The sequence below is a fragment of the Streptomyces sp. NPDC088350 genome (assembly GCF_044753545.1).
GTDB lineage: Bacteria > Actinomycetota > Actinomycetes > Streptomycetales > Streptomycetaceae > Streptomyces.
Map to the genome: position 1 here is coordinate 124,917 of NZ_JBIVNL010000004.1, position 13,061 is coordinate 137,977.

Consider the following 13,061-nt stretch of genomic DNA (forward strand, 5'->3'; position numbering starts at 1 on the left):
CTGGGCATGACGAAGATCGTCAACCACTGGATCGGCGGCAAGACCGTCGAAGGCGCGTCGGGCACGTACGGGCCGGTCACCGACCCGGCGACCGGCGCGGTCACCACGAAGGTCGCCTTCGCGACCGTCGACGAGGTCGACGCGGCCGTGGCCGCCGCCAAGGACGCCTACGCCACCTGGGGCACCTCGTCCCTCGCCAAGCGGACCACGATCCTGTTCAGGTTCCGGGCGCTGCTGGAGGCCAACCGGGACGCCATCGCCGAGCTGATCACCGCCGAGCACGGCAAGGTGCACAGCGACGCGCTGGGCGAGGTCGCGCGCGGCCTGGAGATCGTCGACCTGGCGTGCGGGATCACCGTGCAGCTGAAGGGCGAGCTGTCGACGGAGGTCGCCAGCCGCGTCGACGTCTCCTCGATCCGCCAGCCGCTCGGTGTCGTAGCGGGCATCACGCCGTTCAACTTCCCGGCGATGGTGCCGATGTGGATGTTCCCGATCGCCATCGCGACCGGCAACACCTTCGTGCTCAAGCCGTCCGAGAAGGACCCGTCGGCGTCCCTGAAGATCGCCGAACTGCTGGCGGAGGCAGGCCTCCCGGACGGCGTCTTCAACGTCGTCCACGGCGACAAGGTGGCGGTCGACCGCCTCCTGGAGCACCCGGACGTGAAGGCGGTCTCCTTCGTCGGCTCGACCCCCATCGCCCGCTACATCCACACCACGGCCGCGGCGAACCACAAGCGCGTCCAGGCGCTGGGCGGCGCCAAGAACCACATGCTGGTCCTCCCGGACGCCGACCTGGACGCGGCGGCGGACGCGGCCGTGAGCGCGGCCTACGGCTCGGCCGGCGAGCGCTGCATGGCCATCTCGGCCGTGGTCGCGGTCGGTTCGATCGGCGACGAGCTGGTCGAGAAGATCCGCGAGCGCGCCGAGAAGATCAAGATCGGCCCCGGCAACGACCCCACCTCCGAGATGGGCCCGCTCATCACGAAGGTCCACCGCGACAAGGTGGCGTCCTACGTCACCGGCGCGGCGGCCGAAGGCGCGGAGGTCGTCCTCGACGGCACCGGCTACACGGTCGAGGGCTTCGAGGACGGCCACTGGATCGGCATCTCCCTGCTCGACAAGGTGCCGACCACGGCGAAGGCGTACCAGGACGAGATCTTCGGCCCGGTCCTGTGCGTCCTGCGCGTCGACACGTACGACGAGGGCGTGGCGCTGATCAACGCCTCCCCCTTCGGCAACGGCACCGCGATCTTCACCCGCGACGGCGGCGCCGCCCGCCGCTTCCAGCTGGAGATCGAGGCCGGCATGGTCGGCGTGAACGTCCCGATCCCGGTCCCCGTCGGCTACCACAGCTTCGGCGGCTGGAAGGACTCCCTCTTCGGAGACCACCACATCTACGGCAACGACGGCACCCACTTCTACACCCGCGGCAAGGTGGTCACCACCCGCTGGCCCGACCCGGCGGACGGCCCCTCGGGCGTGGACCTGGGCTTCCCGCGCAACCACTGACCACCACCGAGTGGGGCCGTCCGTATCGCGGACGGCCCCTTCTTTTTGCCTACGACGGCTACGGTTCCCGTAGCAACCCGAACCGGGGCCGACACTGCCCCAGGCGGCCGATTACGGAACCCTGAGCGGACTGGATCAACGGATTCCGTAGGTGAACACCCATTGACGTGACGGTTTCGTCAATGTTCCATCAGCGCGTGACCGACACCCTCCGCACCGCCGAAGCCGCCGTTTCCAAGGCGCCGTCGGACGGCTCCCAGAGCCCCCGGCAGCTCAAGCGCTCCATCGGCATCGTAGGAGGCACCCTCCTCACGCTCTCCTGTGTGACACCGGCCTCCACGCTCTTCGTGGTCGTCCCCGACCTGTTCGGCTCGCTCGGCACCGCGACCGCCCTCACGATCGCGATCGGCTCGGTGCTCTGCATCGCCGTGGCGTTCTGCTACTCGGAGCTGGGCACCCTCATCCCCAGCGCGGGCGGCGAGTACGCGATGGTGTCGACGCTGGCGGGCCGCCTGGCAGGCTGGCTGGTCTTCGTCCTCTCGCTCCTGGTGGTGATGATCGTCCCGCCGGTGATAGCGATGGGCACGGCGGACTACTTGACCCCGATAGTCCACCTGAACCCGTCGATGACCGGCGCCGGCGTCATGCTGCTGGCCACCCTCGCGGGCCTGTTGGACCTGCGGGCCAACGCGTGGATCACGGGCGTCTTCCTGGTCCTGGAGGTCATAGCGGCAGGAGTCGTGGCCCTCCTGGGCTTCACGCACAGCCAACGAGGCCTCGGCAGCCTGACGTCGATGCAGGTGGCGGGCACCGGCGGCCACACGGACACGGTGACCGCGATGCTGGTGGTCTCGGGCCTGGCGATCGCCCTCTTCGTCACGCAAGGCTTTTCCACGGCGGTCTACCTCTCCGAGGAACTGGAGAACCCGCGCCGCAACGTCGCCCGCACGGTCCTCGCCACCCTCGCGATCTCCACGGTGATCATCCTGGTCCCGGTGGTGGCGATCACGATGGGCGCATCGGACCTCTCGACGCTGACGGGCGGCGACATCAGCACCATGGTGACGGCCTGGTCCAACTCGGCCGTCGGCACCTTCGTCAGCCTCTGCGTAGCCCTCGCGATCATCAACGCCGGCATCGTCATGGTCATCCAGAACTCCCGCGTCCTGTTCGCCTCCGCCCGCGACAAGGCCTGGCCCGCCCCGGTCAACACGGTCTTCGCCAAACTCGGCCGCTTCGGCTCCCCTTGGGTGGCCACCCTCGCCGTAGGCATCCCCGGCGCGATCCTCTGCTTCGTCAATCTCGACACCCTGTACGGCGTGACAGGCGTCTCGGTGACCGGCATGTACCTGCTGGTGGCGGTGGCCGCCCTGCTCTCCCGACGCGGATCACACAGGCACACGCACGCGTGGCGCATGCCGCTGTGGCCCACGATGCCGATCCTCCTGATAGCGGTACTGGCCTACATCCTGACCCAGCAGGAGACGACCTACCTGCTGTGGACGGGCGGAACAGTGGCGGTGGCAACGCTGTACTGGGCCCTGTACCTACGCCCCCGCAGGGAGACCCGCTGGCTGATCTCACTCCCGGATGACCAGGAGTCTTTTAGGGGCGCGGGGAACTGCGCGACCAGCCACGACGTACCCGCACCCGGCCACTGACCGAACCACCCGAGCTATTGGCCGTACACCAAGCGCGGTACACACTCAGCCCCGGTTCACCCCAGGGTCTGCCCCAACTGTCAGAGACGCCCCGTACCGTTGAACGCATGGATCTTCGACTGCCCGGGCTGCAAGGCCTACGACGACTACGACGCCCCCGGCGCTGGCTGGCCGCCACCGCAGCCGTCGCCGTGCTCGCCGCCGCCGGCACCTGGACGGCCGCAGCCTCGGACGGCGCACCCCCGGTACACCGGACAGACCGGGTGATGGCCATCGACGGCGTCAGCCTGGACACCTCGTACTTCACCGCCGGCGGAACCGCCCGCCGCCCCGCCGTCCTCCTGGCCCACGGCTTCGGCGGCAACAAGGACGACGTACGCAAAGAGGCCGAAGACCTGGCCCGGGACGGCTACGCGGTACTGACCTGGTCGGCACGCGGCTTCGGCAGGTCGACCGGCAAGATCGGCCTGAACGACCCGAAGGGCGAGGTCAAGGACGTATCGAAGCTGATCGACTGGCTCGCGAAGCAGCCGGACGTCCAGCTCGACAAACCCGGTGACCCGCGCGTGGGCATGGCGGGCGGTTCCTACGGCGGAGCCATCTCGCTCCTGGCCGCCGGCTACGACGACCGGGTGGACGCCATCGCCCCGGCGATCACGTACTGGAACCTCGCCGACGCCCTGTTCCCGAACGGCGTCTTCAAGAAGCTCTGGGCCGGCATCTTCATCAACTCCGGTGGCGGCTGCGCCAAGTTCGAGCCCACGCTGTGCCAGATGTACGACAGGGTGGCCGAGTCCGGCAAGCCGGACGCCGCGGCCCGCGCCCTCCTCGAAGCCCGCTCACCCTCCGCCGTGGCCACGCACATCAACGTCCCGACCCTCCTCCTCCAGGGCCAGACCGACTCCCTCTTCCCGCTCGGCCAGTCCGACGCCGCCGCGAAGGCGATCCGCGCGAACGGCGCCCCGGTGGACGTCGACTGGATCGCGGGCGGCCACGACGGCGGCGACATGGAGACGAGCCGCGTCCAGGCGCGCGTGACGTCCTGGTTCGACCGCTACCTCAAGGACGACAAGAACACCGACACCGGCCCCGCCTTCCGCGTCACCCGCACCGGAGGCGTCGACTCCACGGACGGCGCCGCCCTGTTGCGCGGCGCGAGCGGCAGCGTCTACCCGGGCCTGGAGAGCGACCCGCGCACGATCGCCCTCACCGGCCGCCGCGAGCAGAGCTTCAGCAACCCGGCCGGCGCCAGCCCGCCCGCGATCTCCGCCCTCCCCGGACTCGGCGGCACCGGCGGCCTCTCGCAACTGTCCTCCCTGGGCGTCGGGATCTCCCTCGACTTCCCCGGCCAGTACGCGGCCTTCGACTCCGCACCTCTCACCAGCGGCCTCCGCATCACCGGCTCGCCCACGGTCACCGTCCACGTCCAGTCGACGAGCGACGACACGGTCCTCTTCGGCAAGGTCTACGACGTCGGCCCCGGCGGCACCCAACAGGTGCTCCCCTCCCAGCTGGTGACCCCCCTCAGGGTCGAGGGCACCAAGTCCGGCAAGGACGTCACGATCACCCTCCCGGCCATCGACTACGACGTCCAGAGCGGTCACCACCTGCGCCTGGTCCTCGCCTCGACGGACCTCGGCTACGCCTCCCCGGCCGCCCCGGCGACGTACATCGTCACCCTGAAGAGCGACCTCAAGGTGCCGACGGCCCCCGGCGTCACCACCGCGGCGGCGACGCTCCCGTCCTGGGTCTGGTGGCTCCCGCCGGCCGGCGCGGCCGTCGCGCTGGCCCTGCTGCTGACCGGACGCCGACGCACCGCCACGGCACCCCCCGCCCCCGAACTGTCCGAAGTCCCGCTCCAGATCACCGACTTGAGCAAGCGGTACGCGAAGTCGGCGGACCGGTACGCGGTACGGGACCTGTCCTTCCGTGTCGAGAAGGGCCAGGTGCTCGGCCTCCTGGGCCCGAACGGCGCGGGCAAGACGACCACCCTGCGCATGCTGATGGGCCTGATCAAACCGGACGCCGGCGAGATCAGGGTCTTCGGCCACGCGATCCGCCCGGGCGCCCCGGTGCTGTCCCGGGTGGGCGCCTTCGTCGAGGGCGCGGGCTTCCTCCCGCACCTCTCCGGCCGCGAGAACCTGGAGCTGTACTGGCAGGCCACGGGACGGCCCCCGGAGGACGCCCACCTGGAGGAGGCCCTGGAGATCGCGGGCCTCGGCGACGCGCTCGCCCGCGCGGTCCGCACCTACTCCCAGGGCATGCGCCAGCGCCTCGCCATCGCCCAGGCCATGCTCGGCCTTCCCGACCTCCTCATCCTCGACGAGCCGACCAACGGCCTCGACCCGCCCCAGATCCGCGAGATGCGCGAGGTACTGATCCGGTACGCGGCGGCCGGCCGCACGGTCATCGTCTCCAGCCACCTCCTCGCGGAGGTCGAACAGTCCTGCACCCACCTCGTGGTCATGGACCGGGGCCGCCTCGTCCAGGCGGGCCCGGTCGGCGAAATCATCGGCGCGGAGGACACCCTCCTGGTAGGCCTCGCAACAGACATCCCGGACCCCTTGGTGGAGAAAGTGGCAACCCTGCCCGGGGTCGAGTCGGCAACACGAACAGACGGCGCCCTGCTGGTCCGCCTGGCGGCAACGCCCCAAAGGGGCGCGAGGCTGCATCCATCAGCGGCTCCGCCGCGGAGCGCGACCAGCCCCAACGGCGCAGCAGACGAACAACTACAAACCGCCGCACACCCAGGCACCCTCGCAACCGCCACCGGCGAAACCGACGGTACTGAACCACTCACCGCCGCCCGCCTCCTCGTGGAGCTGGTGCGCCTAGAAGTCCCGGTCTCCTCCCTCGGCCCCCACCGCCGCCTCGAAGACGCCTTCCTCACCCTGATCGGAGGTTCCGCATGAGCACGCTCGCCGAGCCCGTAGAGGTGGCCTCCGGCTACCGAGCGGGCCGCACATTGCCCCTCCGGGTCGAGCTGGTCCGGCAGTTGAAGCGGCGCCGCACACTGATCATGGGCGGCATCCTCGCCGCGCTGCCCTTCATCCTGGTGGCCGCGTTCGCGATCGGCGGCACCCCGGGCGAGCGCAACGGCCAGGTGACCCTGATGGACACGGCCACCGCGTCCGGCGCCAACTTCGCCGCGGTGAACCTGTTCGTGTCGGCGGGCTTCCTGCTGGTCGTCCCCGTCGCCCTGTTCTGCGGGGACACGGTCGCCTCGGAGGCCAGCTGGTCCTCCCTGCGCTATCTGCTCGCGGCACCCGTGCCGAGGGCCCGCCTCCTGTGGTCCAAGCTGGTCGTCGGCCTCGGCCTCAGCCTCGCCGCGATGATCCTGCTCCCGCTCGTCGCCCTGGCCGTCGGCACCGCCGCCTACGGCTGGGGCGCGCTGGAGCTGCCCACCGGCGGCGCGATCGGCGCGGGCACGGCGGCCCAACGCCTGTTGGTGGTGGTGGCGTACATCTTCGTGTCCCAACTGGTCACCGCAGGGCTCGCGTTCTGGCTCTCGACGAAGACCGACGCACCCCTGGGCGCGGTCGGCGGCGCGGTCGGCCTGACCATCGTCGGCAATGTCCTGGACGCCGTCACGGCCCTCGGCCACTGGCGCGACTTCCTGCCCGCGCACTGGCAGTTCGCCTGGGCGGACGCCGTACAGCCCCATCCGGAGTGGTCCGGCATGATCCAGGGCACGGCGGTCTCCGTTACGTACGCCATCGTGCTGTTCGCGCTGGCCTTCCGGGGTTTCGCCCGCAAGGACATCGTGTCGTAGGTCAACGGAGCATCACCCACCGGTCACGACGGGCCATGATCGCGACCCCTTCGAGACTCTTCCGCAACTCCCCGTAGCGCACATTCCCGCCCCCTCCACCGTCACAGTCGCAAGAAGCCGACGTCAACGGACCGAGGGGGCACGGGAGATGGAGACCAACCGGACACGACCGAAGCGGTGGCGGCAACAACCGTACGCACACCACCGCACCCGGCCACTGCGCGCCACCCTGCTCGCCCTCACCGCGGCGGGCGGCCTGCTGCTCACCGGCTGCGGCGCGGGCGAAGGCAGCCACTCCAGCAACTCGGACGCGGCGAACCGCACCGGCTTCCCGGCCCCGGCCCCCGCCGTCACCTCCGGCGGCGACAACAGCAGCCAACAGGACGGCGAGCAGACCGGCACCCCCACCGACAAGATCGCCCCGTCCCCCGACTACCTCTCCACCTTCGCCCTCGACGTCGACACGGCCTCCTACGGCTACGCCCGCCGCGTCCTCGCCGACGGCCAACTCCCGGACCCCTCCACGATCCGCCCCGAGGAGTTCGTCAACAGCTTCCAGCAGGACTACGACCGCCCCGACGGCAACGGCTTCACGGTCACCGTCGACGGCGCCCGCACCGACAGGACCAACTGGTCCCTCGTCCGCGTCGGCCTCGCCACCCGCACCGCCGACGACAGCGCCGAACGCCCGCCCGCCGCCCTGACGTTCGTCATCGACGTCTCCGGCTCCATGAGCGAGACGGGCCGCCTGGACCTCGCCAAGAAGTCCCTCGACGAGATGACGGACCGACTGCGCGACGACGACTCGGTCGCGCTGGTCACCTTCAGCGACGAGGCCGAGACCGTCCTCCCGATGACCCGCCTCGACGGCCACCGCGGCCAAGTCCACGACGCCATCGACGCGTTGGAGACCCAGTCCGCCACCAACCTCGGCGCGGGCGTCGAGACCGGCTACGCCACCGCCACCGAGGGCCTCCGCGAGGGCGCCACCAACCGCGTCGTCCTCATCTCCGACGGTCTCGCCAACACCGGCGACACGAACGCCGACTCGATCCTCGAACGCGTCGCGAACGAACGCCGCGACCACGGCATCACCCTCTTCGGCGTCGGCGTCGGCAGCGACTACGGCGACGCCCTCATGGAGAAACTCGCCGACAAGGGCGACGGCCACACCGCGTACGTCTCGAACGACGACGACGCCCGCAAGGTCTTCGTCGACCAACTCCCGCAGAACATCGACCTGACCGCACGCGACGCGAAGGCCCAGGTCGCCTTCGACCCCGAGACGGTCGCGCAGTTCCGCCTCATCGGCTACGAGGACCGCAAGGTCGCCGACGGCGACTTCCGCAACGACAACGTCGACGGCGGCGAGATCGGCCCCGGCCACACCGTGACCGCCCTCTACGCCGTCCGCACCAGGCCCGGCGCCGACGGCCACCTGGCCACGGCGAGCGTCCGCTGGCTCGACCCCGACACCCGCGCCCCGCACGAGGAATCGGGCCAACTGGAGACCGACACCCTGCACGACTCCCTGAGCAGCGCGTCCCCCCGCTTCCAAGTCACCGCCGTGGCCGCCTATTTCGCCGAATCCCTCCGCTCGGCCGAGCTGCCGGGCAACCCCGGCCTCGACGAACTCGCCACCCGAGCCCACGCGTTGGCGACGAAGACAGAGGACAAGGACGTACAGCAACTCGCCGAGGCGATCGACGAGGCAAGCCGACTGAACTGAACCCACTCCCACTCGCCCGGCCCCATTGACCTTCTCCTACTTGCGAGTAAGTTGACGCCCCAGCCACCGTCTCACCGTCGACCGGGAGCAGCCGTCATGGGCGTACGCAAGGATCTGAAGCGGGCGAAACGCACCGACCTGGCGGCCCGCACCCGGGTCGAACTCACCAGGGACGAGCGGGGTGTCGTACGAGAGGCGAGCACGTTGCCGCTCGCCCCGCGCCCGACGGCCGGCAGCACCGCCGACCTCCCGTTCACCAACGCGGCGGAGGCCCCCGACACCGTGGTCCTCCGCCGCGAACAGGACGGCACCTGGCAGCCCGTGACCGCAGCCGCCTTCGCCCGCGAAGTCACCGCCACCGCGAAGGGGTTGATCGCCGCGGGCCTCGAACCCGGCGGCCGGGTCGCGGTCATGTCCCGCACCCGCTACGAGTGGACGGTCCTCGACTTCGCGATCTGGGCGGCCGGCGGCCAGACGGTACCGATCTACGCCACCTCTTCGGCAGACCAAGTGGAGTGGATCGTAAGGGACTCGGGAGCCCGTCTCGTCGTCACGGAGACCGCCGAGAACACCGACACGGTCACCGAGGGCACGGCCCGCCACTCCCAACTCCCGCGCGTCTGGCAGCTGGACGCCGACGCCATGGCCGAACTCGCCTCCCTGGGCGGGGAGATACCCGACGACGAGGTCGCCAAGCGACGCGCCTCCCTCACCCCCGACACGATCGCGACGATCTGCTACACCTCCGGCACCACCGGCCGCCCCAAGGGCTGTGTCCTCACCCACGCCAACCTGCACGCCGAGGCCGCCAACACGGTCGAGTTGCTGCACCCCCTCTTCACGGAGGTCACCGGCCAGGTCGCCTCGACCCTGCTCTTCCTCCCGCTCGCGCACATCATGGGCCGCACCCTCCAGATCGCCTGCCTGATGGCCCGCATCGAGATCGGCCACTGCCCGAGCATCAAGCCCGACGAACTCCGCCCGGCACTACGGGAGTTCAGGCCCACGTTCCTGGTCGGCGTGCCGTACCTCTTCGAGAAGATCCACGATGCCGGCCGCGCGACCGCCGAGAAGATGGGCCGCGCCGCCTCCTTCGACCGCGCCGACCGCATCGCCGTCCGCTTCGGCGAGGCGTACCTGAACAGGTTCCTGGGCACCGGCAAGGGCCCCGGCCCCGGCCTCTACGCCGCGTGGGCCCTCTACGACCTGCTGGTGTACCGCCGTATCCGAAAGGAACTCGGCGGCCGGCTCCGGTACGCCATCAGCGGCGGCTCCCCGCTCGACCGCGACCTCAACCTCTTCTTCTCCGCCGCCGGAATCATCGTCTACGAGGGCTACGGCCTCACCGAGACGACGGCCGCCGCCACCATCGTCCCGCCCCTGCGGCCCCGCCCCGGCACGGTCGGCCTCCCGGTGCCCGGCACCACGATCCGCATCGCCGACGACGGCGAGGTGCTCGTCAAGGGCGGGGTGGTCTTCGGCGCGTACTGGAACAACCCGGCGGCCACCGACGCCGTCCTGACGGACGAGTGGTTCGCGACCGGCGACCTCGGCGCGCTCGACGACGACGGCTATCTCACCATCACCGGCCGCAAGAAGGACATCCTCGTCACCAACGGCGGCAAGAACGTCTCCCCGGCCGTCCTGGAGGACCGGCTCCGCAGCCGCGCCCCGGTCGGCCAGTGCCTGGTCGTCGGCGACAACCGCCCCTTCGTCGCCGCCCTGATCACCCTCGACCCCGAGGCCCTCGCCCACTGGCTCTCGGTCCGCAGGCTCCCCGCGGACACCCCGCTCGCCGACCTCGTCCAGGACCCCCGCCTGCGCGCCGACGTCCAAAAAGCCGTCGACTACGCCAACCAGGCCGTCTCCCGCGCCGAGTCCATCCGCGCCTTCGCCCTGGTCGAGGGTGAGTTCACCGAGGACAACGGCCTCCTCACCCCGTCCCTCAAACTCAAGCGCCACGTGGTGACTGCGGCCTACGCGGACGACATCGAGGCCCTGTACGCGAAGCCGAAAGAGACATAAGCCGAAAGAGACCTAAGCCGAAACACGCACAAGCCGACGGACACAACAAGAAGCGGGCCGCCGATGTGCTCGGCGGCCCGCTCTCGTGGTGCTGGTGGGGTCAGCTGCCCACGGCGCCGTTGCCCGACAGGACCGGGATGTTGTCCAGGATGTGCGACAGCGGCTCGTCGCCCTTGGCCTGGGTGGAGTTCTCGGTGCACTGCTGGTTCTGCGGGGCCGACAGGATCGGCACGTCCTGCAGAACGGTGACCGGCACGACGCCGACGATCGAGGCGAGGTTCGCCTTGACCGGCAGGCCGACACAGGGCTTGTTCAGGCTGCCCTGGACGAGGGAGAGCTGGGGGCTCATGTCGCCCTTGGTCTCCTGGTTGCCGTACTTCTGCTCGGCGCCGTTGCCATTGGTGGTGGTGACACCGTCGTCGTTGCCGATCGCCATCGCCGGGGTGGCGACGGCAGCCGAGACACCGGCGATGGAGGCGGCAACAGCCGCGGTCGCCCACAGCTTCTTCATGTTCAATCCCTTTCGGAGGACGGACTCCCGTTGCGGAGCCGCGCGATGATCAACTGGGTGATGGCTGGTTTGGTTGCGCCCTTTGCCCCGAATGGAGCAATAAGTCAGCTTGCGCGCAGGCGAGTGGGCTTCACCGGATGGGGCCGTAGTGGGTGACGCGGGGCGCGTCGCTCGGCAGGGGCCGCTGCCCGCGGGGGACCGGCACGGTGGTGAACTCCGTGGACAACAGGGGTACTTGGCCCAGCGTGGACGCCAACCGCAGCAAGTCATAAGCATTGTTGAGTTTCGACGCGTGCGCCGGACGCCCCCGCTCGGACATCTCGTCACGATGGGCGGGAACGCGTGCGTACGAATCCCTCGGCAGGCCGACGACACCCATCCGGTCCTGAATTGCCGAGCACCGAACCGGCGGACAGTAGTACGGCACCCGAAATCACCAAGTGGCGAAGCCATTTCTTCTTGGTCGCGCGGAGAAGACAAACCAGCGGGCCGCCGAGAATTCGGCGGCCCGCTGTGCGCGTCCGCGAATCAGCTGCCTGCGGCGCCGTTGCCCGACAGGACCGGGATGTTGTCCAGGATGTGCGACAGGGGCTCGTCGCCCTTGGCCTGGGTGGAGTTCTCGGTGCACTGCTGGTTCTGCGGCGCGGAGAGGATCGGCACGTCCTGCGCGACGGTGACCGGCACGAGGCCGACCAGCGAGGCCAGGTTCGCCTTGGCGGGCAGGCCGATGCAGGGCTTGTTCAGCGAGCCCTGGATGAGCGCCATCTGGGGGCTCATGTTGCCGTACGTGGCCTGGTTGCCGTAGACCTGCTCGGAACCGTTGCCGTTCGCCGTGGTGACGCCGTTGTCGTTTCCGATCGCCATCGCCGGGGCGGCGACGGCAGCCGAGGCTCCGACGACGGAAGCGGCGACAGCCGCAGCAGCCATAACCTTCTTGATCACTTCATGATCCCTTCTGGAGTAACCCCGTCCACCGGAGCGACCTGAACAACTGGTGCCGGGCCGCATGGTTGCTCCGATTCACTCCAATGGCCCAGATGAATCCAACCGGGTGAAGCCGCGCAACCAATCCGGCCGACCCCGGTTGATGGGGGAGCAGGAATTGTGTCTCTGCCAGGAAAGGACCGCAGAAATGCTCAAGAAGGCAATGGCTGCGACGGCTGTCGCGGCTTCCGTCGTCGGCGTCTCGGCGACGGCCGCCCCGCAGGCGCTGGCCATCGGCAACGACCACGGCGTCACCACCACCGACGGGAACGGTGCCCAGCAGATCTACGGCAACTCCAAGTCGGCCGGCGACATGAGCCCCCAGCTCTCGCTCGCCCAGGGCGACCTGAACAAGCTCTGCCTCGGTGTGCCGGTCAAGGCCAACGCCGCCTCGATCGTGGGCGTGCTGGTGCCGGTCACCGTCCTCCAGGACGTGCCCGTCCTGTCGGCCCCGCAGAACCAGCAGTGCGCCGAGAACTCCACCCAGGCCAAGGGTGACGAGCCGCTGTCGCACATCGCGGACAACATCCCGGTGCTGTCGGGCAACGGCGCCATCGGCAGCTGAAGCTGACCGTCCGTCAACAAAGCGGCCGGGGCGGCCCGTCGGAAATTTCCGTACGGGCCGCCCCGGCCGCTTCGTATGGCTGCCCGTCGGCTGTCCTTCCTTGACTCCCCTTGGAGAGAAGCGTTTCTGCGTCGATGCGGCCATCGCGTCAATTAGGTGCGGACGATCGAGTGAATTGTCAGGTGACACGCGTTCTTCAGTTTCTTCCTGTGTCTATCCCTCGTTTTACAGGCTGCAGGTCATGGTGCGAGCCGCCCAAGCTGTGCTCGCTCGGTTTCGGCCGTCATAGGGCATGACCGCAGAGA

Annotated in this window: 10 protein-coding genes; 7 read left to right on the forward strand and 3 right to left on the reverse strand. The window is 69.7% G+C overall.

Annotated features, from left to right (window positions below; genetic code table 11):
- Positions 1 to 6 precede the first annotated feature (6 nt).
- The 6 genes from mmsA to ACIQBL_RS14465 all read left to right on the forward strand — a co-directional run bounded on the left by mmsA (position 7) and on the right by ACIQBL_RS14465 (position 10,696).
- Positions 7 to 1,509, forward strand: coding sequence for a CoA-acylating methylmalonate-semialdehyde dehydrogenase (gene mmsA / locus ACIQBL_RS14440; RefSeq protein WP_401940987.1), 1,503 nt, complete (start codon positions 7 to 9; stop codon positions 1,507 to 1,509).
- Between the two features lie 197 nt (positions 1,510 to 1,706).
- Positions 1,707 to 3,170 (forward strand): APC family permease, encoded by a 1,464-nt coding sequence (locus ACIQBL_RS14445; RefSeq protein ID WP_401940990.1) that lies wholly within the window; start codon positions 1,707 to 1,709, stop codon positions 3,168 to 3,170.
- 107 nt (positions 3,171 to 3,277) lie between these two features.
- Complete coding sequence (locus tag ACIQBL_RS14450) at positions 3,278 to 6,082, forward strand: alpha/beta fold hydrolase (RefSeq protein WP_401940993.1); 2,805 nt, start codon at positions 3,278 to 3,280, stop codon at positions 6,080 to 6,082.
- Positions 6,079 to 6,942 (forward strand): ABC transporter permease, encoded by an 864-nt coding sequence (locus ACIQBL_RS14455; RefSeq protein WP_401940996.1) that lies wholly within the window; start codon positions 6,079 to 6,081, stop codon positions 6,940 to 6,942. The genes ACIQBL_RS14450 and ACIQBL_RS14455 overlap by 4 nt, the downstream gene beginning before the upstream one ends.
- A 148-nt stretch (positions 6,943 to 7,090) precedes the next feature.
- Positions 7,091 to 8,671 (forward strand): von Willebrand factor type A domain-containing protein, encoded by a 1,581-nt coding sequence (locus ACIQBL_RS14460; RefSeq protein ID WP_401940998.1) that lies wholly within the window; start codon positions 7,091 to 7,093, stop codon positions 8,669 to 8,671.
- 96 nt (positions 8,672 to 8,767) lie between these two features.
- Positions 8,768 to 10,696: an AMP-dependent synthetase/ligase gene (locus ACIQBL_RS14465; protein ID WP_401941001.1), complete on the forward strand. Its 1,929-nt coding sequence runs from the start codon at positions 8,768 to 8,770 to the stop codon at positions 10,694 to 10,696.
- A gap of 100 nt (positions 10,697 to 10,796) precedes the next feature.
- On the opposite strand, the gene ACIQBL_RS14470 is transcribed toward ACIQBL_RS14465, so the two are convergent.
- The 3 genes from ACIQBL_RS14470 to ACIQBL_RS14480 all read right to left on the reverse strand — a co-directional run bounded on the left by ACIQBL_RS14470 (position 10,797) and on the right by ACIQBL_RS14480 (position 12,149).
- A complete protein-coding gene (locus ACIQBL_RS14470) occupies positions 10,797 to 11,207 on the reverse strand; it encodes a rodlin (RefSeq protein WP_401941004.1) in 411 nt (136 codons plus the stop codon).
- A 130-nt stretch (positions 11,208 to 11,337) separates the two neighbouring features.
- Positions 11,338 to 11,526 carry a hypothetical protein gene (locus tag ACIQBL_RS14475; protein WP_401941005.1) on the reverse strand — a complete coding sequence of 63 codons (189 nt, stop codon included), beginning with the start codon at positions 11,524 to 11,526 and terminating at the stop codon, positions 11,338 to 11,340.
- A 209-nt stretch (positions 11,527 to 11,735) separates the two neighbouring features.
- On the reverse strand, positions 11,736 to 12,149 hold the full coding sequence (locus tag ACIQBL_RS14480; protein WP_401941008.1) for a rodlin: 414 nt from the start codon (positions 12,147 to 12,149) through the stop codon (positions 11,736 to 11,738).
- A 190-nt stretch (positions 12,150 to 12,339) separates the two neighbouring features.
- Here ACIQBL_RS14480 and ACIQBL_RS14485 point away from each other — a divergent pair, with 190 nt between their 5' ends.
- Positions 12,340 to 12,756 carry a rodlin gene (locus ACIQBL_RS14485; RefSeq protein ID WP_401941010.1) on the forward strand — a complete coding sequence of 139 codons (417 nt, stop codon included), beginning with the start codon at positions 12,340 to 12,342 and terminating at the stop codon, positions 12,754 to 12,756.
- Positions 12,757 to 13,061 lie beyond the last annotated feature (305 nt).

Bases quoted from the DNA above. Each gene is read 5' to 3' on its own strand.
- mmsA (WP_401940987.1), top strand. From the start codon at position 7: ATGACGAAGATCGTCAACCACTGGATCGGCGGCAAGACCGTCGAAGGC.
- ACIQBL_RS14450 (WP_401940993.1), top strand. From the start codon at position 3,278: ATGGATCTTCGACTGCCCGGGCTGCAAGGCCTACGACGACTACGACGC.
- ACIQBL_RS14455 (WP_401940996.1), top strand. From the start codon at position 6,079: ATGAGCACGCTCGCCGAGCCCGTAGAGGTGGCCTCCGGCTACCGAGCG.
- ACIQBL_RS14460 (WP_401940998.1), top strand. From the start codon at position 7,091: ATGGAGACCAACCGGACACGACCGAAGCGGTGGCGGCAACAACCGTAC.
- ACIQBL_RS14465 (WP_401941001.1), top strand. From the start codon at position 8,768: ATGGGCGTACGCAAGGATCTGAAGCGGGCGAAACGCACCGACCTGGCG.
- ACIQBL_RS14470 (WP_401941004.1), bottom strand. From the start codon at position 11,207: ATGAAGAAGCTGTGGGCGACCGCGGCTGTTGCCGCCTCCATCGCCGGT.
- ACIQBL_RS14475 (WP_401941005.1), bottom strand. From the start codon at position 11,526: ATGTCCGAGCGGGGGCGTCCGGCGCACGCGTCGAAACTCAACAATGCT.
- ACIQBL_RS14485 (WP_401941010.1), top strand. From the start codon at position 12,340: ATGCTCAAGAAGGCAATGGCTGCGACGGCTGTCGCGGCTTCCGTCGTC.